The 25,649-nt window shown below is 46.0% G+C and carries 19 protein-coding genes; 16 read left to right on the forward strand and 3 right to left on the reverse strand.

The genetic code is table 11. The features are described 5' to 3' along the window. Positions 1–55 precede the first annotated feature (55 nt). Together Q1A41_RS01275 and map are read right to left on the reverse strand one after the other, a co-directional pair. On the reverse strand, positions 56–2,782 hold the full coding sequence (locus tag Q1A41_RS01275; RefSeq protein ID WP_299973582.1) for a [protein-PII] uridylyltransferase: 2,727 nt from the start codon (positions 2,780–2,782) through the stop codon (positions 56–58). Positions 2,783–2,788: 6 nt separating this feature from the next. Continuing rightward, complete coding sequence (gene map / locus Q1A41_RS01280; protein WP_299973585.1) at positions 2,789–3,559, reverse strand: type I methionyl aminopeptidase; 771 nt, start codon at positions 3,557–3,559, stop codon at positions 2,789–2,791. A gap of 684 nt (positions 3,560–4,243) precedes the next feature. Here map and rpsB point away from each other — a divergent pair. The 16 genes from rpsB (at position 4,244) to Q1A41_RS01360 (ending at position 23,864) form a co-directional block, all read left to right on the forward strand. Continuing rightward, positions 4,244–4,981: a 30S ribosomal protein S2 gene (rpsB, locus tag Q1A41_RS01285; protein WP_299973588.1), complete on the forward strand. Its 738-nt coding sequence runs from the start codon at positions 4,244–4,246 to the stop codon at positions 4,979–4,981. A gap of 117 nt (positions 4,982–5,098) precedes the next feature. Further along, complete coding sequence (gene tsf, locus Q1A41_RS01290) at positions 5,099–5,974, forward strand: translation elongation factor Ts (RefSeq protein ID WP_299973591.1); 876 nt, start codon at positions 5,099–5,101, stop codon at positions 5,972–5,974. Positions 5,975–6,150: 176 nt separating this feature from the next. Further along, the gene (pyrH, locus tag Q1A41_RS01295; RefSeq protein WP_299973594.1) at positions 6,151–6,891 is read left to right on the forward strand and encodes a UMP kinase; all 741 of its coding nucleotides are present in this window, start codon (positions 6,151–6,153) and stop codon (positions 6,889–6,891) included. Next, positions 6,881–7,438: a ribosome recycling factor gene (frr, locus tag Q1A41_RS01300; protein WP_299976131.1), complete on the forward strand. Its 558-nt coding sequence runs from the start codon at positions 6,881–6,883 to the stop codon at positions 7,436–7,438. Before pyrH ends, frr begins: the two co-directional genes overlap by 11 nt. Before the next feature lie 8 nt (positions 7,439–7,446). Then, positions 7,447–8,196 (forward strand): polyprenyl diphosphate synthase, encoded by a 750-nt coding sequence (gene uppS, locus Q1A41_RS01305; protein WP_299973597.1) that lies wholly within the window; start codon positions 7,447–7,449, stop codon positions 8,194–8,196. 62 nt (positions 8,197–8,258) lie between these two features. Further along, entirely contained in the window at positions 8,259–9,086 is an 828-nt protein-coding gene (locus Q1A41_RS01310) for a phosphatidate cytidylyltransferase (protein ID WP_299973600.1), read from the forward strand. Continuing rightward, on the forward strand, positions 9,086–10,267 hold the full coding sequence (ispC, locus tag Q1A41_RS01315) for a 1-deoxy-D-xylulose-5-phosphate reductoisomerase (protein ID WP_299973603.1): 1,182 nt from the start codon (positions 9,086–9,088) through the stop codon (positions 10,265–10,267). The genes Q1A41_RS01310 and ispC overlap by 1 nt, the downstream gene beginning before the upstream one ends. Before the next feature lie 22 nt (positions 10,268–10,289). Further along, the gene (gene rseP / locus Q1A41_RS01320) at positions 10,290–11,648 is read left to right on the forward strand and encodes an RIP metalloprotease RseP (RefSeq protein WP_299973606.1); all 1,359 of its coding nucleotides are present in this window, start codon (positions 10,290–10,292) and stop codon (positions 11,646–11,648) included. Positions 11,649–11,772: 124 nt separating this feature from the next. After that, positions 11,773–14,379, forward strand: a complete 2,607-nt coding sequence (gene bamA, locus Q1A41_RS01325) for an outer membrane protein assembly factor BamA (RefSeq protein ID WP_299973609.1) — start codon at positions 11,773–11,775, stop codon at positions 14,377–14,379. 95 nt (positions 14,380–14,474) lie between these two features. Continuing rightward, positions 14,475–14,978: an OmpH family outer membrane protein gene (locus tag Q1A41_RS01330; RefSeq protein WP_299976133.1), complete on the forward strand. Its 504-nt coding sequence runs from the start codon at positions 14,475–14,477 to the stop codon at positions 14,976–14,978. A gap of 193 nt (positions 14,979–15,171) precedes the next feature. Continuing rightward, positions 15,172–16,221 (forward strand): UDP-3-O-(3-hydroxymyristoyl)glucosamine N-acyltransferase, encoded by a 1,050-nt coding sequence (gene lpxD, locus Q1A41_RS01335; RefSeq protein WP_299973612.1) that lies wholly within the window; start codon positions 15,172–15,174, stop codon positions 16,219–16,221. Positions 16,222–16,321: 100 nt separating this feature from the next. Next, on the forward strand, positions 16,322–16,762 hold the full coding sequence (gene fabZ / locus Q1A41_RS01340; RefSeq protein WP_299973616.1) for a 3-hydroxyacyl-ACP dehydratase FabZ: 441 nt from the start codon (positions 16,322–16,324) through the stop codon (positions 16,760–16,762). A 37-nt stretch (positions 16,763–16,799) separates the two neighbouring features. After that, positions 16,800–17,585, forward strand: coding sequence for an acyl-ACP--UDP-N-acetylglucosamine O-acyltransferase (gene lpxA, locus Q1A41_RS01345; RefSeq protein ID WP_299973619.1), 786 nt, complete (start codon positions 16,800–16,802; stop codon positions 17,583–17,585). Between the two features lie 6 nt (positions 17,586–17,591). Continuing rightward, complete coding sequence (gene lpxB / locus Q1A41_RS01350) at positions 17,592–18,746, forward strand: lipid-A-disaccharide synthase (protein WP_299973622.1); 1,155 nt, start codon at positions 17,592–17,594, stop codon at positions 18,744–18,746. Between the two features lie 53 nt (positions 18,747–18,799). Then, positions 18,800–19,417: a ribonuclease HII gene (gene rnhB, locus Q1A41_RS01355; protein ID WP_299973625.1), complete on the forward strand. Its 618-nt coding sequence runs from the start codon at positions 18,800–18,802 to the stop codon at positions 19,415–19,417. Between the two features lie 304 nt (positions 19,418–19,721). After that, complete coding sequence (locus tag Q1A41_RS01360) at positions 19,722–23,864, forward strand: EAL domain-containing protein (RefSeq protein WP_299973628.1); 4,143 nt, start codon at positions 19,722–19,724, stop codon at positions 23,862–23,864. A gap of 20 nt (positions 23,865–23,884) precedes the next feature. Here Q1A41_RS01360 and Q1A41_RS01365 read toward each other — a convergent pair whose 3' ends face one another. Further along, entirely contained in the window at positions 23,885–25,603 is a 1,719-nt protein-coding gene (locus Q1A41_RS01365) for an amidohydrolase (RefSeq protein ID WP_299973631.1), read from the reverse strand. Between the last annotated feature and the right edge of the window lie 46 nt (positions 25,604–25,649).

Below are 25,649 nucleotides of genomic sequence, written 5' to 3' on the forward strand. Positions count from 1 at the left end.
TTTTTTGCAAACACAAGCTTGATTATGCTCAGGTCTGCTTGTTGAATTTTAAAACTTAACCTGCTTCTTTTTGTACTTGTCTATCAAGGCGTCGGCAAATTGTAGCCTGTAGCTCCTCACAGGTCTTGGCGTCGCTAAGCGGTTGCCCGTCGGCATCGCTAATAAAGAACACATCCTCTACACGTTCGCCTAAGGTGGTAATCTTGGCGTTTTGAATTTGAATGCCAAATTCACTAAAGGCCGCAGCGATAATGGCTAAGAATCCAGGCCTGTCCGGGCTTGTTACTTCTAGAACAGTATGGCCGCTGCGAAAATCGGTATTAATGGATGTGCGTGTCGGCATGGCGAAGTATTTTAACTCGCGAGCAGTGCGACGCTTAATGATGTCGGAATATTCGCCGACCAAGGCCAGCTCTTCTTTTAGTGCCTGCTCGATTTTGAATGCGCCACTGTCGTCGTCACCCAATGAGCTGCCATTTTCATCAAGTATGTAGAAAGTGTCGATGGTATAGCCGCTTGAATCGGTATAAATCCTGGCATCCACAATGCTTAATCCCAGTTGGCTAATGGCGTTGGCGGCAGCGGCGAAAATATTGGCTTGGTCTTTAACTCGTAAAAATATTTGCGTAGCGCCTTCATAGCCATGGCTGGTGGTTTCGCTGACTAAAACTAAGGGCTCTTCGTCTTCATTGTCTTGCTGGCGGTGTTGCAATATGGCTTCGGTTTGCCAAGCGATATCAATATGAGTTTCACGGAGGAAGTATTCTTCGTCCATATCCTGCCAAAAGCTCAAGGCTTGCGCTTCGTTAATGCCTTTGTCTTCGAGCTTGGCTAGGGCATTGTGGCGAGTTTCTTCAATGAGGTCTTGTGCATCGACAGGGTGTTCTAGGCCGCGGCGTAGGGCGCGTTTTGTCTCGATATATAATTGGCGCATTAAGCTAGCGCGCCAACTGTTCCATACATCTGGATTGGTAGCGTTCATATCGGCAACGGTTAAGGCATATAAATAATCGAGTCGGGTTTGATCGCCTACTTCTAACGCAAAGTTGTGAATAACATCTGGATCGCTAATATCTTGTTTCTGAGAAACAGTGGACATCAATAGGTGTTTTTCTACCAGCCAAGCTATCAAATTGGTTTCGCGCTTACTTAAACCGTGACGCTCGCAAAACTCCCTTGCGTCAACCGCGCCTAGTTCGGAGTGGTCGCCGCCTCGGCCTTTGGCAATGTCGTGATATAGACCGGCAATATACAGTAGCTCTTGCTTGGGTAGGCGTTTCATAACATGACTGGCAATGGGGAAGCGCTCTTCTGCACCAGCTTGTCTAAAGCGGCGCATAAACTTGATCACCAATAAGGTATGGGCATCTACGGTGTAAATGTGAAAGAGGTCATGCTGCATTTGGCCGGTAACTCGGCCAAATTCTGGTAGGTATAGACCGAGAATTCCATAGCGCTTCATGCGGCGTAGCTGGGTAACCAGACCAACGGGGGAGCGCAATAGTGTTAGGAATAGGTGTTGATTGTCCGGATCGCTGCGGTAATTGTCATCGATTAAATGACGATGCTCGCGAATCAGGCGAATAGTGCTGGCTCGTACACCTACTAGACTTCGATCTAGCCCCAGTAGTACAAATATTTCTAATAGGGCCGAAGGACTGTCTCTGAAAACGTTTTCATGGGTAACTTCGATATAGTTATCCACTCGCTGGAAGCGGTCATTGATCACCTTGGCTTCGCTGTGCTGGCCAGCTTGCAAGATGACTTCATCCAAATAATGAAGCATGACGTCGTTAACTTCGCGTAGAGCCAAAACGGTGCGGTAATACCAGCGCATAAAGCTTTCAACGGCCAGCTTAGAGTCATCATCCTGGTAGCCTAATAATTTGGCAATTTCTTTTTGGTAGTCAAATAGCAGCCGCTCTTCCGCTCTACCCGCTAGCATGTGTAAGGCATAGCGAACTTTCCATAAGTCTTCTTCGCCGGCCAATAGAATGTTGTACTCTTCGTCGGTAAAGAGCCCGCGTCCAGCTAGTAATTTAAAATTGTTTACGCCGAAGAATCGTTTAGCTACCCAGCTAATTGTTTGGATATCGCGTAGGCCGCCTGGGGCATTTTTAATATTGGGTTCTAGATTGTATTCGGTATGGTTGTGTTTTTTGTGGCGCTCATACTGCTCTTGGTATTTGGCTCGAAAAAAGTCGGCAGCTGTCCAAATTTTGTCGGCACTGGTGTGGGCTTGCAGTAATAGTTGTAGCTTGGCGGAGCCTGCGAGCGTTCGGCATTCCATTAAGTTGGTGGCAATGGTGATGTCGTTTTTGGCAAGTTCTATACACTGGGGGATTGAGCGTACGCTGTGACCAATGGCCAAACCAAAATCCCAGAGTAGGGTGACAAAATCTTGAATGCTTTCGATATTGCTCTGCGGGCCTTGGTTTAGCAGCTCGTCATTTTCGGTGAGTACCAGTATGTCGATGTCGGAGTAGGGGTGCAGTTCGCCACGGCCGTAACCGCCAACGGCGAGTAGGGCGATTCCATCGCTCCACTGAAAGAGATGCCAAGCATAATGCAATAAGCAATCGATAAAGGTTGCGCGATCGTAAATTAAGCGGCGTATATTTTCGCCTTCACGAAAGCGCAGATCGAATTGTTCGTTAACCTCGGCGATGGCTTCTTTAAAAACGACAATGGCATTGCGCTTTTGTAGCTGTTTGCGAAACGCTCCCTGCTCAAAAAATAATATGGGTTTTTCAAAGTAGGGAATCGATTCGATATCGCTCATTGTGCTTTAAAAGCTCTCTTCAGTTCGGGCGGTTAATACTTCAACACCGGTAGCCGTTACCGCTAGGGTGTGTTCCCACTGCGCTGATGGGCGGCCGTCGCGGGTTTCCACTGTCCAGCCATCTTTTTTCAGTTTGGTGTGGGCTTTGCCGGCGTTGATCATTGGCTCGATGGTGAAGGTCATGCCTTCTTTTAATTCTAAGCCGGTATCTGGTTTGCCGTAGTGAAGTACCTGTGGATCTTCATGGAATTCGCTACCGATTCCATGGCCGCAGTATTCGCGCACTACGCTGTAGTAGTTAGATTGAGCATGCTGTTGGATGACGTGGCCGATATCACCTAGGCGAGTTCCAGGCTTAACAAGTTCGATGCCTTTATATAGGCATTCTTGAGTTACTTGAACTAGACGCTCCATGTGCGAGCTGCGTTTGCCAACAAAGTACATTTTGCTGGTGTCGCCGAAGTAGCCATCTTTAATCACGGTCACGTCGATATTGATGATGTCACCATCTTTCAGAATTTTCTTTTCTGAGGGGATGCCGTGGCAAATGACATGGTTCACTGAGGTGCAGATGGATTTTGGGAAACCGCGGTAGTTTAAGCAAGCTGGGATGCCGTCTTGCACTTCGACAATGTGTTTATGAATGATTCGATCTAATTCTGCCGTGCTTACCCCTGGCTTTACATAGTCTTCGATCATTTCTAGACATTCGGCAGCCATGCGGCCAGCTACGCGCATTTTGGCGATTTCTTCAGGGGTCTTGATGGATACAGACATCGGCTAGTATTTTCCTACATTTATGTATTCTGTTGGTTTTTGGCGGCAATTACCCGCAAAGTTCAGGGTTTTGGTCAATTTGGCCGTCCAAGCAAAAGACCGACTATTGTAAACTGTCATGGTGCGCTTCTCCAAGCGGTAGCCTTCTATATGTCGAATGCAGTTTGGAGGGGCGTTATTGATTTGTGCTGACTTGACCGTTTTAGGGGTGGCTAACTCTCTTCTGGGGGGCGCAAAAAGCGGCCTCCATGCCAGCTCACCTTCTCCTCCAAGTCGAAGATGCCCCCAAAAGAGAGTTAGCCACCCCTAAAACTGCTATGGAGATCTGCGTCGAGGTTGATACAGCAGAATGTCTTGGGGTGGGGTATGGTTTGCAGGGACGTGTGAGCCTTGGAGGCGAGCGCGAGCTGGCATGGAGGCCGCTTTTTGCGATCCCTGCAAACCATACCCCACCCCAAGGCAGGCGGTCAGATCTCCATGTTTTTAGGTTGGTTGTCGAAAAAACTAGAAACAAGTCCATGTCTATGGTATAAAGCGCGCCCCTGTACCTAGAGTGCAGGGTAAATTTGATGATTTTAACGTCACACATATACCGACACATCCGTTTGGGTGCCCATCTTCCTTTGGCAGGAAAGGGTTGAGCGGCTGGGGTATATGGAGGCCTAACCCTAAGGAAATAGACATATGCCTACCGTAAGCATGCGCGATATGCTGCAAGCTGGTGTTCACTTCGGTCACCAGACTCGCTACTGGAACCCAAAGATGGGTCAATACATCTTTGGTGCTCGTAACAAAATTCATATCATTAACCTGGAGCACACTGTTCCTGCGTTCAATGAAGCCCTAGCTGCTCTAACTAAGCTTGGTTCTCAGAAGAAAAAAGTATTGTTCGTTGGTACTAAGCGCGCAGCCGCTAAAGTAATCAAAGAGCAAGCTGAGCGTTCTGGCCAGCCATACGTTAGCCACCGCTGGTTGGGTGGTATGCTAACCAACTACAAGACCATCCGCGCTTCAATCAAGCGCTACCGTGATCTGGAAGCCCAGAGCCAAGATGGTACTTTTGATAAGTTGACCAAAAAAGAAGCGCTAATGCGCACTCGTTTGATGGAGAAGCTTGAGCGCTCTATCGGCGGTATCAAGGATATGGGTGGCTTACCTGACGCGATCTTTGTGATTGACGTTGAACACGAGCGCATCGCTATTCAAGAAGCTAACAAGCTAGGTATCCCAGTATTTGGTGTTGTTGATACTAACTCTGATCCTGCTGGCGTTGATCATGTTATCCCAGGTAACGATGATGCGATCCGTGCTATCAAGTTGTACGCCTCTGCAGCAGCTGATGCTGTTTTAGAAGGTGCAGCTAACGGCCAGAGCGTTCCTAATAAGGACGAGTTTGTAGAGGTTGATGGCGAAGCTAGCTAAGCCCTCGCACAGCTGTAACACAAAGGCTGCAGGCTGGTAATTACTGGTCTCGGCCTAAAAGGGGGCGCTCGCCCCCTTTCGTATTTATGTTTCAAATATATTGATGAGGAAAAAATCATGGCGGTTTCTGCATCTTTGGTAAAAGAACTGCGCGAGCGCACTGGCCTCGGCATGATGGAGTGCAAAAAAGCACTTAAAGAAGTTGATGGCGACATCGATAAAGCGATTGAAAACCTACGTAAAGCCTCAGGCCTTAAAGCGGCTAAGAAAGCGGATCGTACTGCAGCAGACGGCGTTGTAGCGGCGAAGGTTGCTGAAGACGGCTCTTACGGTGTATTGGTTGAGGTTAACTCTGAAACTGATTTCGCCGCTCGTGACGAAAACTTTGTTGGTTTCGCAGCTAAGGTTCTTGATAAGGCATTTGCTGAGAAGATCGAAGACGTTGCCAAGCTAATGGAAGGTGAGTTGGATTCAGCTCGTGAAGCTTTGGTTCAGAAGATCGGTGAAAACATCGGTGTTCGCCGTGTAGCTGTTGTTGAAGCTAACGGTGGTGTTGTGGGTTCTTACATCCACTCTAACAACCGTATCGCAGCTATCACCACTATCTCTGCTGGTGCGATGGAAGTAGCGAAAGACGTATCTATGCACGTAGCGGCTGTTAACCCACAGGTTAACCGTCCAGAAGATATGCCAGAAGAAGCGCTTCAGAAAGAAAAAGACATTATCAAGGCTCAGCCGGATATGGCGGGTAAGCCAGACGAGATCGTTGAGAAGATGATGACAGGTCGCATCAAGAAGTTCTTGAAAGAAGCTAGCTTGGTTGAGCAGCCATTCGTTAAGAACCCAGATCAGACCGTTGCTCAGCTAGTTAAAGAAGCTGGTGGTGAGGTTGTTGGCTTTGTTCGCTTCGAGGTAGGTGAAGGTATCGAAGTAGAAGAAGCTGATTTCGCTGCTGAAGTTGCTGCACAGGTTGCTGCTTCTAAAGGCGAATAATCGCTAGAAAGCTGAATTTCAGCAGTCGATGATGAAAAACATCGATTTGAAAGGGGTGGGAGTCGCATCTTCCACCCCTTTTTTGTTAGAATTCAGCCGCTTAGAATATTGTGCGCTTAATGGGTGCCGATTCTGGGCGTAAGCTCCCAAATCACGGTCAATGTAGGAAGTCTTCCATGCCCACCAAAGACAAAAAATACAAACGTATATTGCTTAAACTCAGCGGCGAAGAGCTGATGGGAGAAGAGGGCTTCGGTATAGACCCCAAAGTACTGGACAAAATGGCCTTAGAGATTGGTCAGTTAGTCGGCATTGGTGTCCAGGTTGGCTTGGTAATTGGCGGCGGCAACCTATTTCGCGGTGCTGCGCTGAGTGCGGCTGGTCTTGATCGTGTAACCGGCGACCATATGGGTATGCTGGCTACTGTAATGAACGCGCTAGCGATGCGCGATGCCCTAGAGCGCTCAGATATCTCCTCTCGAGTTATGTCTGCAATCCCTATGAGTGGCGTGGTGGATCACTATGATCGCCGCAAGGCCATTCGCTTTCTAGATTCCGGGGAAGTGGTAATATTCTCTGCGGGTACTGGTAACCCATTTTTTACAACCGATTCGGCCGCTTGTTTGCGTGGAATCGAGGTTGAGGCTGAATTGGTGCTTAAAGCCACCAAAGTAGACGGTGTTTACACGGCCGACCCAATGAAAGATCCTACAGCGACTAAATACGATGCCTTAACCTATGATGAGGCTCTCGAGAAGAAGCTAGGGGTGATGGATCTAACAGCAATTTGTCTGTGTCGCGAACATGATATGCCTGTACGTGTTTTCCGTATGGATCAAACTGGCGCTTTAGTCAGTATTGTTCGCGGTGGTAACGAAGGTACTTTAATTCAAGAGACTTTAGATGATGATCAATGATATTAAAGCGGATGCTGAAAGCCGCATGCAAAAAAGCTTAGAAGCATTGGCTAGTAATTTCGGTAAAATACGTACTGGCCGAGCCCATCCGAGCATTTTGGATACTGTAACTGTTAATTATTACGGCTCTGATACACCATTGAATCAAGTTGCCAATGTATCTGTTTTGGATGCTCGTACGCTTTCTGTTAGCCCTTGGGAAAAGCCCATGGTGCCAGAGATCGAGAAGGCTATTATGAAATCTGACCTGGGTTTAAACCCAGTGACCACCGGCGAACTGATTAGAGTGCCAATGCCACCTTTGACGGAAGAAACCCGTAAAGGTTATATCAAGCAGGCCCGCTCTGAAGCTGAAAATGCCCGAATTTCGATCCGTAATATCCGTCGTGATTCTAATGCAGATGTTAAGGATCTGCTGAAAGAAAAAGAAATCACTGAAGATGACGATCGTCGCGCTCAGGATGATATCCAGAAAATCACTGATAAGTTTGTAGCTGAAGTGGACAAGGCGCTATCAGTGAAAGAAGCGGATTTGATGGAAATCTAAAAGGGCTATTGCACTTGAGTGAGCAAAACTTGCCAGCGGCGTCTCCACGTCATATTGGCATCATCATGGATGGGAACAATCGCTGGGCTAAACAGCGGGGTATGGGTGGTGGCTCTGGCCATAAGGCTGGGGTCGAAAAGATTCGTGCCGTATTGAAAGCTTGCCGAGAGCACAAGGTAGAAGTGCTGACTTTGTTTGCCTTTAGTAGTGAAAATTGGCGCCGCCCTCCGCGTGAGGTAGAGGCGCTGATGAGCTTGTTTTACTCCTATTTGCGCCGTGAAGCACGTAAGCTTCGTGACGAGGGGGTAGCGCTGAGAATTATCGGGCGCAGGGACCGATTTAGCCCGAAGTTGCAAGACGCAATTGCCGAAGCCGAAGCGATTGCTGATCAAGGTGAGGCTACCTTAGTTATTGCCGCTGATTATGGTGGCCGTTGGGATATAGCCCAAGCCAGCAAAAAATTGGCTGAAAAGCTGCAGGCGGGTGAGATTGCTGTAGCTGATATTAATGAAGAAAGTTTACATCAGCATACTTGTTTGGCAGATTTGCCTGAGTTGGATCTATTGATTCGCACGGGTGGAGAGCTTCGTATTAGCAACTTTTTGCTCTGGCAGAGCTCTTATTCAGAATTGTATTTCAGTGATTGCTTGTGGCCCGATTTTGGCCCTGAGCAAGTGGACGCTGCGGTCAATGATTTTTATCAGCGCCAGCGTCGTTTTGGAAAAACATCTGAGCAAGTGCTGGCGGAACAAGCCTGATTATAGCTGTGATAATAAAAACTGATCGATAAAAGATCGATTGAATCAAATTTGGGGGCCGAGTGCTAAAACAACGTATCATCACAGCTATTATTCTCGCTGTAGTGTTTCTGGCAGCTTTGTTTAAATTGCCTTTACCCTTGTTCTCGGCTTTTATCGCCACTGTTGTATTAATTGCCGCTTGGGAGTGGGCGAATCTCTCGGGGCTTTCCAAAGTTTGGCAGCGAACTGCCTATGTTGCCTTAATTGCTTCTATTTTGGCGGTATCCGCCTTTGTTACCCATAACTTTGATGGTCAGAGCGCTGATATTTCTAAGGCGATATTAATGGCTGGTTGCCTATGGTGGGCGATTGCCTTGTTGTGGGTGCAGTCCTACCCTGGTAGTGCCGCGCTATGGGGGAGTCGCTGGTTTAAAGCTCTTATGGGAATGGCTGTACTCGTGCCCACGTGGTTGGCGTTTTCCTATTTGCGTGCCCAGACCTCAGGGGCATGGTTGATTCTTATCGTTGTCTTAATTGTTGCCTGTGCGGATATAGGTGCTTACTTTTCTGGTAAGGCCTTGGGTAAACACAAATTGGCCCCTGCGGTTAGTCCAGGTAAATCTTGGGAAGGTTTTTGGGGGGGAATGCTAAGCTGTGTTTTACTCGCAATAGCGGTTTCTATAATGGCTGATGTTTCTTTGCTGTTAACCCTAGCCATTATTATTCCCGCCGGTTTGGCATCTGTTTTGGGTGATTTACTTGAAAGTATGGTGAAGCGTCAGCGTGGAATAAAAGATAGCTCTCGTCTTTTACCTGGACATGGTGGTGTTTTAGATCGCGTAGATAGCTTAACGGCTGCGGCTCCAGTATTCGCATTGGCGATGAGTTTGAGTGGCTGGTCGCTATAATGTCGAAACCCGAGCGTTTAACGATATTAGGAGCGACCGGCTCCATCGGTAAAAGTACCCTAGATGTTGCTGCACGGTACCCTCAAAAATTTCATATCTATGCACTTTGTGCAAACCGTAACTGGCAAGCACTGCTACAGCAGGCGATTCAGTATCACCCCGAATTTGTTGTTATGGCGGATGAGTCAGCAGCGCAACAGCTGCGTGAAGCTATACAAGAACATAAGCTCAACAGCGAAGTCTTGGCAGGTAAAGATGCTTTGGAGCAGGTCTCTGCAGAAGCTGATACTGTCATGGCTGCAATTGTGGGTGCTGCTGGGTTGTTACCAACTTTAGCGGCGGTAAAGGCGGGCAATAAGGTTTTATTGGCTAACAAGGAAAGCTTGGTAATGGCCGGTAGCCTGTTTATGGATGCCGTAACTCAGCATGAAGCGTTATTGTTGCCAATCGACAGTGAGCACAATGCGATCTTCCAGTGTCTACCAGAGAATATGAGTAGTTTAGCGAGCGCTGGAATTCGTAAGATCTTGTTGACCGGTTCTGGAGGGCCGTTTCGAGAAACGCCTCTTGCTGATTTATCCAAGGTAACGGTTGCACAAGCCTGCGCGCATCCTAACTGGTCAATGGGGCAAAAAATCTCTGTAGACTCGGCGACCATGATGAATAAAGGGCTGGAATATATAGAAGCTCGCTGGTTGTTTGCAGCGCGGCCTGAGCAGATCGAGGTGGTTTTACACCCACAAAGCGTTATTCATTCTATGGTTCAGTACAATGATGGTTCGGTTTTGGCGCAGCTCGGCCAGCCGGATATGCGTACTCCTATCGCGCATGCCATGGCCTGGCCTGAGCGTATTGAGTCTGGCGTTGAGAGTTTAGATTTTAGCCAGCTTGGAGGCTTGAGCTTTGCGGCCCCTGATCTGCAACGTTTCCCTTGTTTGGGCTTGGCCATTGAAGCTAGTAAAGTCGGTGGTAGTGCAGCAGCTTGTCTTAATGCTGCAAATGAAGAAGCGGTTGAGGCATTCTTGATGGAGCGAATAGGCTTTACCGATATTGCAAAAATAAATAATGAAGTCTTGGAGCAACACTCGGTGATTGAAGTGAACAGCATAGATGCTGTTTTGGCCGTTGATGCGCAGGCGCGTCAGAGTGCGCAGCAATTAATCCAAGCTTTGGCGTCCTAGGTCGCGTAGAGGGGAGTATCACTTGAGTCTTATCGCTACCGTATTTTGGTTTATCTTAGCCCTAGGGGTGTTAGTAACTGTTCATGAGTTTGGGCATTACTATGTCGCTCGCCGTTGCGGAGTAAAGGTTCTGCGCTTCTCGGTTGGCTTTGGTAAGGTCTTGTTTAGCTGGCGCAATAAGGAAGGCACTGAGTTTGCTTTGGCGGCGCTGCCGCTTGGCGGATATGTCAAGATGCTTGATGAGCGCGAAGGAGAAGTTGCTGAGCATGAAAAGCATCTAGCCTTCACTCAAAAACCTGTTTTAAGCCGAATTGCCGTCGTAGTGGCAGGCCCGGTGGCCAACTTTATTTTGGCCATCTTGCTTTATTGGTTTCTTACTATGCCGGGTTATAACGAGCTCACAGCGGTGGTGGGCAAGGTGGAGCCAGGTTCAGTCGCTGCGGAGGCTGGGCTAGAGCCGGGCCAGCGAATAATCGCAGTAGATGGTCAGCCAACAGCCACCCGCCAAGAATTTGTGCAACAATTGCTGAACCGCTTAGGTGAAAGCGGTGAGATCCTGTTTCGCGTCCAATATCCAGATTCAGATTTAAGTTATGACTCTGTTGGAGAGCTCAATGAGTGGCTGCGCGGTGATGCGGAACCCAGCCCAATCGCAGGGTTAGGGCTAACCCTTTTCTACCCACCCATTTCGATGGATCTGAGCTATATACAAGCTGATAGTCCTGCGGCAAAAGCAGGCCTAAAGGTTGGAGATAAGCTGCTAGCGGCAGACGGTAAGCGTGTTGAAGACTGGGATTGGTGGGTGGAGTATGTAAAAGCCCGTGCCAATCAAAGCTTTAGCTTGAGCTATGAGCGCGACGGTAAGCTGATCGAGACGGACATTACCCCTGCGGCAGTAACCTTAGACGATGGCAGTGTGATCGGTCGTGTAGGGGTTAGGGCCACTCAGACACCTTGGCCAAAGGACATGATCATCAAGCGCCAATATGGCTTTGTACAGTCCTTTGTGGTGGCTGTCGATAAAACTTGGGAACAATCCATATTTGTACTTGTCTCTTTGAAGAAGCTGATTGTTGGGCAAATATCCACGAAAAACTTGAGCGGACCTCTTACCATTGCTAAAGTGGCGGGCGATTCGGCCAAGGCTGGCTGGCAGCAATTTATCACATTGCTGGCTTTGCTAAGTGTATTTCTCGGGGTTATGAACCTATTGCCGATTCCGGTTCTGGATGGCGGCCATCTGCTCTACTACGTTATTGAGCTGGTTAAAGGGAGTCCTTTGCCAGAGCGGGTACAGTTATGGGGGTATCAGATTGGCATGGTTATGGTGCTTTGCATCATGTGTGTAGCGTTGTACAACGACGTCATGCGCTTGTTTTAAGAATACTTGTTGTATGCAGCCGCATTAAGACCAATTAAGCGGGTACATGAACTAAGGCTGGGGCACCGGCTTTAGTGTAAATATAAAGAGCTAGGCTCAACACTAATTAATGATTAAGCATAATATGAAGCGTATCAGAGACTTTATTCTTATCTTCACCTTACTGCCAGCACTGGCATATGCCCAAGCATTTCGGGTGAACGACATTCGCCTTGAGGGGCTGCAACGCGTTTCGGCGGGTACCGTATTTGCCTCCTTGCCTATTCAGATTGGTGAAGAGTTGGACAGCTTAGCCATTCAAAATGCGACTCGAGCCTTGTTTAAAACTGGCTACTTTGCAGATATTCAGATTGGTCGCGATGGCAACGTTCTGGTGGTAACTGTGATAGAGCGTCCTGCGATTAGCGAGATCTCTATTGAAGGTAACAAAGCCATTAAAACTGAAGATCTGATGAAAGGGCTAAATGATAATGGCCTAGCGGAAGGTCAGATCTTTAAGCGAGCCACTTTGGAAGGTCTGACCCAAGAATTGCGTCGCCAGTATGTTGCTCAAGGTCGATACAGTGCTGATGTAGAGGCCACCGTAGTTGATTTGCCTCGAAACCAAGTTAAATTGCAGATTGATGTTGATGAAGGCGATGTAGCCTCTATTAAGCATATCAATATTGTTGGTAACTCGGCCTTCGATGATGAAGAGCTAATTGAGTTGTTTGAGTTAAAGACCTCGGGCTGGTTTTCTTGGATGAGCAGTGATGATCGCTATGCCAAGGAAAAATTGAGCGGTGATATTGAGCGTCTGGAAAGTTATTATCTTGATCGCGGTTACCTTAAATTCGAAATTGATTCCACTCAAGTGAGCCTAAGCCCTAATAAAGAGGCCGTATTTATTACGGTAAATATCAACGAGGGTGATGTTTACGAGGTCAGCGAGGTTGAGTTGGCAGGTGACCCGGTTTTACCTGAAGAAGAGATGCGTATACTTCTTTTGATGCGAGAGGGGCAAAAGTTCTCCCAAGTGTTAATGACCACCACTGAAGAGTATATGACCAAGCGTTTAGGCAATGAAGGCTATACTTTTGCAGAGGTTAAGGGAATGCCTGACGTCGATGAAGAAACAGGTAAGGTAAAAATTACCTTCTTTATAGACCCTGGTAAACGTGCATACGTCAATCGTATTGAGTTTCGTGGCAATACCACCACGGCTGACAATGTTTTGCGCCGTGAAATGCGTCAGTTAGAAGGTGCTTCAGCATCCTCGCTAAAAATTGAGCAGTCTAAAGTTCGTCTTGAGCGTTTAGGTTTCTTTAAGGAAGTAAAAGTAGATACCAAAGAGGTCCCGGGTTCCGCGGATTTGGTAGATGTAGAGTACACAGTTGAAGAGCAGCCTTCAGGTAGCGTGGGAGCGAGCGTTGGTTACGCCCAGGGCTCCGGGTTAGTGTTAGGAGCTAATGTTCAGCAAGATAACTGGCTTGGTACAGGCAAGCGCGTTGGTTTTAATGTTAGTCGAAGTAGCTACCAAACAGCTTATAGTTTTAACTATACGGACCCTTACTTTACACCTGATGGAGTAAGTCGCGGTTTTAGTGTTTTTTACCAATCGCGTGACTATTCTCGTATCAACGTATCTAGTTATTCTACGGATAGCTATGGTGCCAGCGTTAACTTTGGTTATCCGATTTCTGAAATCGAGAGAATTGGTTTTAATATAGGCTATCAGAACCTATCGATTGAAACTGGCCCGTTTGCGGTTCAGGAAATTATTGGAAGTCCACGCCGGGTTAATAATGCGGTTGATATGTATCTGAATCAGTCTGATGCCGATGAAATTGCTGATATATTAGGTACATCCCCATTGGAGGAATATGACTTCTCTGGAAGTTTGAGCGACGCAAGCAGCTTACTTGATGCTCAATCACCTCAAGGCTTTGTAGACGAAAATGGCGATTCGTTTAACTTGGTGACGACTTCGGTAAACTGGGCCAAATCTACTCTTAACCGGGGTCGGTTGGCTACGCGTGGCGTTTCCCAGAGATTGTCTCTTGAATTATCTCTGCCAGGTGGTGATCTTGAATACTATAAGCTGAATTATACAGCGCAATATTATCGCCCGATAACTAATAGCTTGACCTTACGCCTGCGCACCCGTCTTGGTTATGCCGACTCATATGGGGATACTACAGAACTGCCATTCTTCCAGCACTACTATGCTGGTGGCTTTGGTTCGGTACGTGGCTTTAAACGTAATACCCTGGGCCCTCAGAGTACGCCTGCAGAAGTCTACCAAACCCAGTATGCTACTTGGGAAGATACCAATGGTGATGGTATTCGAAACACTAACGAGGTTTCCAATCTGGCCTATATTATTAACGCCGATGGTGAGCTAGTTACTACTCAGTTAAACAATAACACTGATCGAAATAATCCATTTGGTGGTAACATATTGATCGAGGGTAGTGCTGAGGTCTTGTTCCCTCTGCCATTTATTAAAGATCAGCGCTCTTTGCAGTCTGCTTTCTTTATTGATGCTGGTAACGTATTTGATACTGAATGTGGCTCAAGTCAGCAAAACTGTTTTGATGTTGATATAAGTAAGGTTAGCGCCTCGGTTGGTATCGGTGTTACTTGGATATCGGGCTTTGGTCCATTAACCTTTAGCATCGCTAAACCGATTCGCGAAAACGAATTTGATGAAACCGAGTTCTTCCAGTTCTCATTGGGTACTCAGTTTTAATCACACGGCTGTGCATTTGCCAGTCAATAACAACAGCAGCCGTGCTGCATAGATTAACCATTATGGTTAAATATTGGAGATAGATAGTGAAAAACATGAAGATCGCTTTGGCTTTTGTCGCAGCCGTATTGTTCTCAAACGTGACCTTGGCCCAAGGCAAAATTGGCGTGATGGATTTGCAGACGGCGATTATTCGCAGCGAAGCAGCTCAAAAAGAGCTTAAAGCATTGAGCGCTAAGCCTGAGTATGTTGCTCTGACCTCTCAAGCGGAAACTCTAAATTCAGATATGAAAGCGTTATACGAAGAGATGCAAACCAAAGGTTTGACTTGGTCGGATGAGCGTAAGGCCAAGCAACTTAAGGAGATCGAGTACAAGCGTGCTGATCAGCAGCTACTGGCTAAGAAATTGCAGCAAGAGCAAAACGAAATCTACCAGAAGCTATTTAAAAAGTATGGTAAGCAAGCAAACGATATTGCCAAAGAAATCATCAAAACCGGCGGTTACGGTTTGGTTTTGAATCCGCAATCTGTGCTTCACGCTGATACCGGTTACGACATTACTTCTCAGATTACTGATCGCCTTAATAAAGCTAAGTAATCTATAAGCCCTGTTGAATGGGCCGTAAAAGCTGCATCAGCTAAAGCTGCATGCGGCTTTTTTTATGGCTATTTGAGCTGAAATTTCATTGTAAGCCTTAGCTCAGAATAAGGCCCTAGAGTTAGGGCATCGTAAATCAAAGCCTAATTTGATATGGTTCCCTATTAAATTTAAGTAGAGAAGGGAAAGCCTCGTGGCAAATAATCAAACTTTCACCTTGCAAGAGCTACTTAACCACCTGCAGGACGTATTACCGGAAAATCTCGCCGTAGAGTTGCAGGGGGCTGATCAAAGCTTGCAGATTAGAGCGATGGCTACATTGCAAACAGCCCAAGCGGACGAAATAAGCTTTTTAGCTAATCCAAGCTATCGTAAATACCTCGCCAGCAGTGATGCCGCTGTCGTTATTTTACACCCTAATGAAGTAGAACATTTTAGCGGCCCTAAAATTATCTGCGCTCAGCCTTATATTGCTTTTGCAGTATTAACATCCTTGTTCAAACGCTCCCCGGCGCAAAGCCAAGGGATCCACCCGAGTGCCGTGGTGGATGCGAGCGCTAAAGTGAATGAGAGTGCATGGGTTGGGCCAAACTGTGTTGTGCAGGCTGGTGCTCATATTGGAGCCAATAGCCATTTGGAAGCCGGAGTGTTTATTGGTGAGGATGTAACTATAGGGCAAGGTTGCCGGCTGCACTCCAATGTCAGTATCGAGGCTGCTGTTTGTATGGGTGATCGGGTAGAGATCCATAACAACACGGTAATTGGCTCGGAAGGGTTTGGCTTTGCATCAACTGGCCAAGCTTGGTTAAAAGTTCATCAACTAGGCAGTGTGCAAATTGGCAATGATGTGGAAATCGGTGCATCTACGACGATTGATCGTGGGGCTTTGGACAATACCGTCATTAGTGATGGCGTAAAGATCGATAATCAAGTGCAAATTGCGCATAATGTTCGTATTGGAGAGCATAGCGCGATTGCCGCATGCGTTGGTATTTCTGGTAGCGCCGTTATCGGTAAACACTGTACCTTAGCCGGCGGAGTTGGCTTGGTTGGGCATATCGAATTAGCGGATAAAGTTCATATTACCGGAATGACGATGGTGACTAAGTCTATCACCGAAGCTGGCTCATACTCTTCAGGGACGCCAATGATGCCTACGGAGAAATGGCGCCGCAGTGCGGTAAGGTTTTCCCAGCTAGATAAACTGGCTGGAACCGTTAGGACATTGAGCAAGGATAAGTAAAAGCTCGAATTGTCATATTCTGGCAATAACATGGGCATGCAAAACTGACAGTGAATACGCTGTCACTGCTTTTAAGCTGAGTACCTTAGGAAGTGAATACATGATGGAAATCCAAGAGATACGCGAGTATCTACCCCATCGCTACCCTTTTCTGCTGGTTGATCGTGTGACCGAACTAGTCGAGGGTGATTATATTGTGGCCTATAAGAACATCACTATAAACGAGGAAGTTTTTAATGGGCACTTTCCTCAAATGCCTATTTTTCCGGGCGTGATGATTGTTGAGGCTATGGCCCAGGCCGCTGGTATCCTGGGGTTTAAGACCCTGGATAAAACCCCTGCCGATGGGTCTATTTACCTGTTCGCCGGCGCAGATAAAGTTCGTTTTAAACGCCAAGTCGTTCCCGGTGATCGCTTACAGCTGGAAGCCAAAATTGTTTCAGAGAAGCGCGGTATCTGGAAATTTGATTGTAAAGCCAGTGTTGATGGCGTTTTAGCGGCATCTGCCTCTATAATGTGTGCTGATCGACCGGTAAAATAATTACCGTAGCGTCACCGATACAAAGAGAGAGAAATTGTTGACTGAAGCAAGCCTTATTGACCCCCGGGCCATTATCGACCCTAGTGCGCAGATCGCTGATGATGTTGAGGTTGGCCCTTGGTCGATCATTGGGCCTAATGTGAGCATCGCTGAAGGCACTGTCGTGCATTCTCATGTGATTATTAAGGGGCCAACTAAGATAGGTCGTAATAATCGTATTTTTCAGTTTTCCAGCATTGGTGAGGACACCCCGGATCTTAAGTATCAAGGTGAACCTACTACTCTGACTATTGGTGATAACAACACTATCCGCGAAGGCGTAACGATTCATCGCGGTACCGTTCAAGATCGCGGCGAAACGCTTATTGGCAGCGATAACTTGATCATGGCCTATGCCCATATAGGCCACGACTCTGTGGTCGGTAACAATTGCGTCTTAATTAACAATGCAAGCTTGGCGGGGCATGTACATGTCGATGATTGGGCAATCTTGGGAGGCTACACCTTAGTTCACCAGTTTTGTCGTATTGGTGCCCACAGCTTTACGGGTATGGGCTCTGCCATTGGCAAAGATGTTCCGGCCTATGTGATGGTCTCTGGTGCACCAGCAAGTGCTCGCAGCATTAATGCCGAAGGTCTGCGTCGCCGCGGGTTTAGCAAAGAAGATATTGCTGCTGTAAACAAAGCCTATAAGCTAGTGTACCGCCGTGGTCTCACTGTTGATGAAGCGCTTGAGGAGCTAAACGCCCTCAAACAAAACAGCAGTAAAGTCGAAGCCTTAATCGAGTCCTTGCAAAAGTCCACCCGCGGCATCATTCGCTAAAATATCATGCATATCGCAATAGTCGTCGGTGAGATGTCCGGAGATATTCTAGGCGCAGATTTAATGCTGGCATTACGTCAGCGTTTTCCAGATGCCAACTTTTCGGGTATTGGTGGTGAGCGAATGCTGGCTCTAGGCTTCGAGTCTTTTTTTCCGCAAGATCGACTAGCGGTTATGGGTTTTATTGAGCCGCTTAAAAGGTTGCCCGAACTACTACGGATACGGAAATTTCTTCGCCAGCATTATTTGGCCAATCCACCCGATGTTTATATTGGTATTGATTCACCAGATTTTAACCTGCCCATCGAAAAGACACTCAAAGAAGCGGGAATCCCAACAGCTCATTACGTTAGCCCTTCGGTATGGGCTTGGCGGCAGGGGCGTATACACGGGATTAAGCGCTCAGTGGATTTGATGTTGACCATTTTGCCCTTTGAAACTGAGATATATAAAGAACACGATATTCCCGTTCAATTTGTGGGGCACCCCTTGGCTGACGAGTTTGATATCGAAACCGATACTAAAGCGGCACGGCAAGATCTAGGCTTGGGCTTAGATGAGCATATTGTGGCCCTAATGCCCGGAAGCCGTAGCGCTGAAGTAAAACACTTGGCACCGGTTTTTTTAAAAGCCGCGACGATATACTCGCTGGCTCATAAGGTGCGTTTTATATTACCCGCCGCTAATCAGGACCGACTAACACAGCTAAAAGAGATTATTGCTGAGTTAAAGAGTGCAGGGGAGATTGGGGAAGACTTTTCAATCGATCTATATTTGGGGAACTCTAAACAGTTAATGGCTGCTGCTGATGGCGTGTTAATGGCTTCTGGTACGACTAGCTTAGAGGCCTTGTTGTTAAAAAAGCCAATGGTTGTAGCCTATAAAAAAGATTGGTTCAGTGCTTGGTTGACCCGCCGACTGATCAAAACCAAGTATATTTCGCTGCCAAATTTATTGGCAGGGGAAGAGCTGGTACCAGAAATTCTTCAGGAAGACTGTACTGCTGAGAATCTAGCCCAAGCTTTAAATCAGCAGCTGCAAGATCAAGCGCATCGTGATCAGTTAATCCATAGGTTTACAAAAATTCATCGGCTGCTGCAACAACAAGCCGGTGAGCTTGCCGCTAAGGCCATAAATAAACAGCTACTGTCTGCTAGCTAGTTCTTTTCAGCTATTTTAAGCCACTACATTTATCTACCACCGAGAATAGTAATATGAGCCAAGATCTAGGTCCTTTTATCAGTCAATATCAAGGGGGCCTTGTGGCGGGGGTTGATGAAGTAGGGCGTGGGCCTTTGGCTGGTGATGTGGTTACAGCGGCAGTTATTCTAGATCCCGAAAACCCCATCGAAGGATTGAACGACTCGAAGAAGCTGAGTGAGAAAAAGCGAAATGCCTTATTTGAAGAGATTCAAGAAAAGGCTTTATGTTGGGCAATCGCCAGAGCCAGCGTGGCGGAAATCGATGAACTTAATATATTACAGGCTAGCTTGTTGGCCATGAAGCGCGCGGTAGAAGCTTTGGCCGTTCAGCCGGAACATGTACTGGTTGATGGCAACAAAATTCCTAAATGGACCTACCAGGCCGAGGCTGTAGTTAAAGGTGATGGCAGAGTGGCTTGCATTGGCGCTGCATCCATATTGGCTAAGGTCACTCGCGATAGAGAAATGGCTGATTTTGATGCGGTGTATCCGGGCTATGGTTTTGCAGGCCATAAAGGGTACCCAACTAAAATACATATGGAAGCTGTCGAGCGACTTGGCGTTTGCCCAATTCATCGCAGGTCTTATGGCCCTATTAAAGCTAAGCTTGAGCAAATTGAATTATTTTGATCGAGCCTTTATGTGGCGTCTAATTCTAAGCCTGTAATCGCCTTAGCTTTTATTCGTCGAGAGTAAGTTTAGTAGCTGCTAGAATTTAAAACTTTTGAACCTGCCCCTGTGTTGCTTTTAGCGACAACTGCTTTGTTTGGCGCCTCATTCTTGATTTAATTGATGCCTAGTTTCTATTTTAAAATTAAAACACTCCAAATTTGGAACTTTAGTGTCAGAAAAATAAAGCTTATTCATAGTTTTAGGTGGTTGATAAGTAGCGCATTTGTGCTGATATTAAAGAAAATCACCTGTCGAGTTTCCAATGATGTGGAATGCTGCTCTCGCCATATTTTTAATATGGACAAGATTTGCATTCGCCGCCTCATTTCTAGTCGTATTGAGTTTGTCGAGTGTAATAAAAACATTTGCTGATACCGCAAACCTAAATAGCCATGTAAGCCAATCCGTCAGCCTGTCTCCAGATTTTCAGCTTGAAGCCTCGACTCGAAATCTCAAAAATTTATCTTCGGGGACAATTCGTTCGGCCAGAGACCAAGATGGTTTTTTTTGGTTTTTGCATAAGGATGGAGTCTATCGTTACGATGGCATTGAGTTGCTGCTGGTGTTGGATAGATACGGCGATTCATTAGGGGGTTCGGCAATATACGATCTACTCATCGATGATCATCATCTATGGCTGGGTGGGCCTCATGGTTTATTTAGACTCAATTTAGGAACCTATGACGTACAAGCGTTCTCCAGTGACAAAAATGATACAACTTCTCTAGGTCATAACCATATCACCGCTTTAACACGAGATCAGAAAGGGCGTATATGGATATCTCATCGGCAGGGACTCAGTTTGTTCCAACCAGGCGAAAACAATTTTAGAAATTATCCTTTTCCCGAACATCTTGCAAAAAATACCGATTCAACCAGTGTGCAAAGTGTCGCCCTTGATCGCACGGGCTTGCTCTGGCTTAGCGCTAGGGAGAATGGTGTTTTCCTTCTCGATGTAGAGCATGGTGTCTTCTATCCAGCAAGAAATATACTCAATAAGTACAGCGAAGAAAGTTTTTTTAGTCATCTTGAAAACCCAGGCAAGGGAAGTGTCTTTCGGGATGTCAGTGGTAATGTAATGGTGGCTTTATCCAGCTATTTGTTAGAGTTCTCCGATATTAATAACTTGCTTGTAGCACACGAGTTGCGTTCCGTGGACGGAAATGATGCGTCGGCACCGCGGAGATTTGTCAATGATCAAAATGGCGACCTTTGGGCGATTCATGGCCCTAGAAATCTGATTAAACTATCGAGAAGTGCTAATGAGATTAGTTATGGAAAGGTTATCAATGCTTCGGGCGATATAGGTAAGTCATTCCTATACGGAATTTCAATAGGTGACGACGGAACAATGGTGTTGAACTATTCTGAGCTTGCACCGCATTTCTCCCATATAGAAGCAATACAGATCGAAAGGGTGAATTTTCAAAGCTTAATCAAGGGAGCGAAAAGTCAATTTAATCTTTTGAAAGTAGAGGACCCACATTCTTGGTGGTTGATGTCTGAAGCGGAATTGGTGCTTTATGATCATGAGAATAGCCAAGCTGAGGTAGTATTCAAAGCTAGCTCCAATGATAGTGTGCTCAAGCAGCTGATGTTCGATTATTCTGATGGTGTTTGGCTTCGAACTTATTCCGGGATTTATAGATTTGAAGAGAATCAGGGGTTTAAGAAAATTTTTAGTGGGCGTTACTATTCCATGAGGGCCACTAAAAACCGTCAAATATTCCTCCAAATTGACAATGGTAAGGTCTTGCAATACGACCTTATAACGCACAAGAAAACAATCCATCGATTATCAGGCTTAGGGGTTTCATCTATCCTGTATATGGTAAATGAGGGGCATTATTTTATCGTTGTTCATAAAGATGGAATGCTGGCCTTTGATGATTTGGCTCAATCATTTGTCAAGGTCGATGTTTCCTCCCTGGATAACGATATTTCGCTGGCGTCTATTTATGCCGAAAATGGAGAGTTATGGCTAAGTTCAGGTGATCTACGACGCTATCGATTAGACAGGATGGGCTCAGATTTTATACTGTCTGCTGTGGGGAGTTATCAATATCATGATGGTTTTACTTATGGACGAATAAAAGCCGTTACTGAAGATGGGGTTTGGGTACTTGATAGAGATAGTAGTCTACTACTCAATATTGACCCAGAAACCAAAAAGACAAATATTATTGATGTTGTCAACTTGATGTCTGTGCTGAAAAATATCTCGGATTTGGAGTTTATAGGCAATAATAAAATAGCGATCTTAGGTGCATTCACAATTAATATTGTCGAAAGTAAGTATTTTGACAATTTAAAAAGCCTATATCCTCAGACGCTTAATTCTATTCATATTTTTAGAAACTCATCGAGCAAAGAGTTTATTTTCAACCCAGTAAACGATGTTAGCTTTGATGATGATGTGGGTCTTATCGAATTTCATTTTTCTAATAACTCTATTAACTCCGGCTTCAAGGAGGGGGTGAAATACCGTCTGAAAGGTCTAAATGATTCATGGGTGTCTTCAAGCTCAGGTAGCGCCAGTTATGGTGGTTTGAGTCCGGGTAAATATCAATTCCAAGTTCTTGATTTTGACAATACATTGTCGGTCGATTATGCCTTTGAGATAGAGCCTCCTTTTTGGGGGCAAGTGAGGGTGTATTCTACTGTCGCTGCTTTTTTATTCTTCTTGGTGCTTTTTGCTTTACACCTCTGGCGGTCTCGATCGTATATTAGACGTAAAGCTGCCGATATGTTGCGAATATACTCTCATGGCTTTGAACAGGCGACCAATGCTTTTTGTGTTGTTAATGAGTCAATGGAGATTGTAATTAAGAATAAAATATTTGATCAGTTATTGAAACAGGAAGAAGCAGGAGGGGTTAAGCTTTTTTCAGAGCTTGACTTGTATGCAGATGAAAATAAATTAGATGGGAAAGGTTATTTAGAGGAAATCGTAGAAAAAGGAAAGTGGGAGGGTAGCCTAATCTATGATTATCAGAACGGGAATTTTATCCCTTTTTATTGTAAGGCCGTTGAAGTTATCCAAGAGCTGGCTAAGCAGAGGTTATTCATGTTTATCCTGGAAGATAGTACACAACGTTACCTCTATGAGTCGGAGTTGAGGCATGTCGTAAATACAGACGCCTTGACTGATTTGCCCAATCGGCATTATATGGCCTCTTTCGTGGATGCAAAGGTGAACAGCTCAGCTGAGGGTACAGCCTTTGCGCTAATTTATATTGATCTAGATCGATTTAAAAATTTCAACGATAGCTTCAATCATGGATTTGGAGATAGATTGTTGGTGGCCTTTGTGGCTCGTCTTAAATCTTGCCTTGATGGAGATTATTTGCTGTGCCGTATAGGGGGGGATGAGTTTGCATTACTTGTGAGCGGTAGAGCGGCCATTGATCGTTGCACGCTGATATGTAAAAACATAATTTCATCGCTTCAAAATCCATTCACCCTCAAGAAAAGAGAATTGTACTGCTCGGTCAGTATTGGCGTAGTGATGTACCCGCATCATGGCGAAAACCTAGACATACTGTTACAACACGCAGATGTGGCTATGTCTTCGGTTAAAAAGAGTGGTGGGAATGGTTATTCGGTATACCACAAAAGCATGCTTGCTGAGGGAGAACGCAGCATGCAGATTGAAGGGCAGCTTAGAAAGGCTATAGCAAGCGGAAACTTAACAATTTTCTATCAGCCCAAGATTAAGCTAAGTACTTTGCAAGTCACAGGATATGAAGCTTTAGTGCGTTTTACATTGCCCAACGGCGAGCTGGCACCTACAGAAGAATTCATTAATGTAGCTGAGAATACCGGTTTAATAATTCCTGTTTCTAGATTAGTCGTTGCTTTGGTGTGTGAGCAGCTGTGCAGCTGGAGAAATCAAAATTTAGAGATTAAGCCTATCGCAATAAATTTGTCTGGATGCTTATTCTCTCGCTTTGATTTACTTGATGAGCTTGATAACTATCTTCGATCTTATGATCTGCCGGCTCCTTATATCGAATTTGAAGTAACGGAAAATATTTTGATGCAGGATATTGATCAAACCGTTAATTCATTAAAGGCTCTACGAGAGCGTGGCCACCCCATATCAATTGATGATTTCGGTACTGGTTACTCTTCTCTTTCTTATCTAGCGCAACTGCCGCTTAACACCATCAAAATTGACAAGAGCTTCGTTCATAGTGTGGATCGAGATTTCAACCAGCAAAGTATTATTCATGCTGTCGTTGAATTGGCGTCAAGCTTTGGCTTGGAAGTGGTCGCAGAAGGAGTAGAGAGTAAGAGGATTCATAATTATTTGCATAGTATGGGTTGTGACTACGGGCAAGGCTACTATTACGATAGGCCTATGCCTGCCGAGAAGCTAAATTATGGTTCTTGGCAGGCATGAAAACTTAACTCAATACTTGCTTACTGTTGGTAGACTTGCCCTTCAAATATTGTGCCCCAAATGGGGATGTCCTTAAGTGTTTCTGGAGCTATCTTGTATGGGTCTTGCTCAAGCACAGTGAAATCCGCAGCCTTACCCACCTCAATACTGCCGATCTCCGACTCCATCTGAATGGCGTAAGCGGCATCAATTGTAATTGCTTTCATCGCTTCATGAACCGTCATGGCTTGCTCATTTGCCATTTGCAATCCTCCGGCACCTTGGCGGTTCACCGCCACCCATGCAAGCCTGAGGGGCTGTGCTGGAGCCATGCTGAAATCAGAGTGCAAAGACACTTTTACGCCCTCGTCAAGAAGATCGCGTGCACGGAAAATATAGTGCGCTCTATCTGGCCCTAGGCCCATCTCTGAGTAGGTTTCACCCAATGTGTGCAAATAGTAAGGGTTCGCTGATACGATTACGCCAAGCTCCGCAATTCGCTCGGCCTGATCCGGGCCGATATAACCAAGGTGGTGCAGGGTAGTCCGGTGATCTTCCTTGGGGTGCTTGTAGTGAATACGTTCGATCATATCCAAGACAACTTCGGTGCCTAGATCGCCATTACTGTGAATATGTAATTGATAGCCCGCTTGCCAATAGGCGGTCGCTAACTCTTCAAGTTTTTCAGGCTTAGTAATCCACTCGCCATGGTGGCCGTCAAGATAGCCTGGGTCGCGCATTTGCATAAGTTGAGAGTAAAAGGCGCCGTCGGCAAGGAGCTTAATTTGTTTTACAAATTTAAGTTTCTCATTGCCCTTTTCAAGCAGGGCGTCGTTTTCAAGAATTGCTTCGGCTGAGCCTGGGTTCTTACCCATTCGGTCGGCCATCGGGATTAATCGTGTGCGAAAGCCCACATCCTTATCGTCGAGCACCCACTTAAAAGCCTGCCACTCCATATCAAGGTCAAACATACCATTGGCCATATCGGCAATGGTGGTGATGCCGCCGGCATGAACCACATCCACTACTTGCTCTAAGCCACCCATAAAGCGGCCAGTTTGAATAATATATTCCCGAAACTTTTCTAAGCCGAGCAGCAAACCTGATTCGTAAAAGTGACCCTCTTCGATATTGACATGATGCTGATCTTTTAGCTCTTCTTCGCTAATGCTTACCAACTCCATTGCTTTGGAATTCACCCAGATCTCATGGAATGAGCGGTGCCAAACCAAAGCCGGGCGATCTGGAATCAGCTCATCCAAAACCTCTCTAGACATATCGCCATGAAAATAATGATGGAAGCCCCAAGTGATAAACCACTCACCTTCAGCTTGCTCATCGGCGGCTGCCTTGAGGCGTTTACGGTATTGCTCTTTCCCTTGAGTGGCAGGTACCTGCTTTCCAGGCAGTTCCCATTCGAAGGGTGTAATCCAATGAAAGGGCAAAAGTAAAGCAGCCATGGCGGGGTGAAGGTGATTTTCGATAAAGCCAGGAGTCAGGGTTTTATCTTCGAGCTTCAGTTGTTCAGCATTTGGCCAGCGCTCTTGCATATTGGCTAAAGAGCCAAGCGCGATAATTTTGCCATCCTCTACCGCAACAGCCTCAACACGGGGTTGTTTGCTGTCCATAGTAATAATGCTTTTGGCGCTAATAATACGTAGGCCCGGTTTTGAAGACGGCCACAGCCACCAAGCAGTTATGCCGATACAGAGTAGTGTTAGGATGATAAAACGTGGGGATTTTAAAGTTGAAGTTGCCATAGCCTGTCATTTTTTATTGGTATTTTGTTGTTACTATAACTGATGT

This window comes from uncultured Pseudoteredinibacter sp. (assembly GCF_947502065.1).
GTDB lineage: Bacteria > Pseudomonadota > Gammaproteobacteria > Pseudomonadales > Cellvibrionaceae > Pseudoteredinibacter.

Bases quoted from the DNA above. Each gene is read 5' to 3' on its own strand.
- Q1A41_RS01275 (WP_299973582.1), bottom strand. From the start codon at position 2,782: ATGAGCGATATCGAATCGATTCCCTACTTTGAAAAACCCATATTATTT.
- map (WP_299973585.1), bottom strand. From the start codon at position 3,559: ATGTCTGTATCCATCAAGACCCCTGAAGAAATCGCCAAAATGCGCGTA.
- rpsB (WP_299973588.1), top strand. From the start codon at position 4,244: ATGCCTACCGTAAGCATGCGCGATATGCTGCAAGCTGGTGTTCACTTC.
- tsf (WP_299973591.1), top strand. From the start codon at position 5,099: ATGGCGGTTTCTGCATCTTTGGTAAAAGAACTGCGCGAGCGCACTGGC.
- pyrH (WP_299973594.1), top strand. From the start codon at position 6,151: ATGCCCACCAAAGACAAAAAATACAAACGTATATTGCTTAAACTCAGC.
- frr (WP_299976131.1), top strand. From the start codon at position 6,881: ATGATCAATGATATTAAAGCGGATGCTGAAAGCCGCATGCAAAAAAGC.
- ispC (WP_299973603.1), top strand. From the start codon at position 9,086: ATGTCGAAACCCGAGCGTTTAACGATATTAGGAGCGACCGGCTCCATC.
- bamA (WP_299973609.1), top strand. From the start codon at position 11,773: ATGAAGCGTATCAGAGACTTTATTCTTATCTTCACCTTACTGCCAGCA.
- Q1A41_RS01330 (WP_299976133.1), top strand. From the start codon at position 14,475: ATGAAGATCGCTTTGGCTTTTGTCGCAGCCGTATTGTTCTCAAACGTG.
- fabZ (WP_299973616.1), top strand. From the start codon at position 16,322: ATGATGGAAATCCAAGAGATACGCGAGTATCTACCCCATCGCTACCCT.
- lpxB (WP_299973622.1), top strand. From the start codon at position 17,592: ATGCATATCGCAATAGTCGTCGGTGAGATGTCCGGAGATATTCTAGGC.
- rnhB (WP_299973625.1), top strand. From the start codon at position 18,800: ATGAGCCAAGATCTAGGTCCTTTTATCAGTCAATATCAAGGGGGCCTT.
- Q1A41_RS01360 (WP_299973628.1), top strand. From the start codon at position 19,722: ATGATGTGGAATGCTGCTCTCGCCATATTTTTAATATGGACAAGATTT.
- Q1A41_RS01365 (WP_299973631.1), bottom strand. From the start codon at position 25,603: ATGGCAACTTCAACTTTAAAATCCCCACGTTTTATCATCCTAACACTA.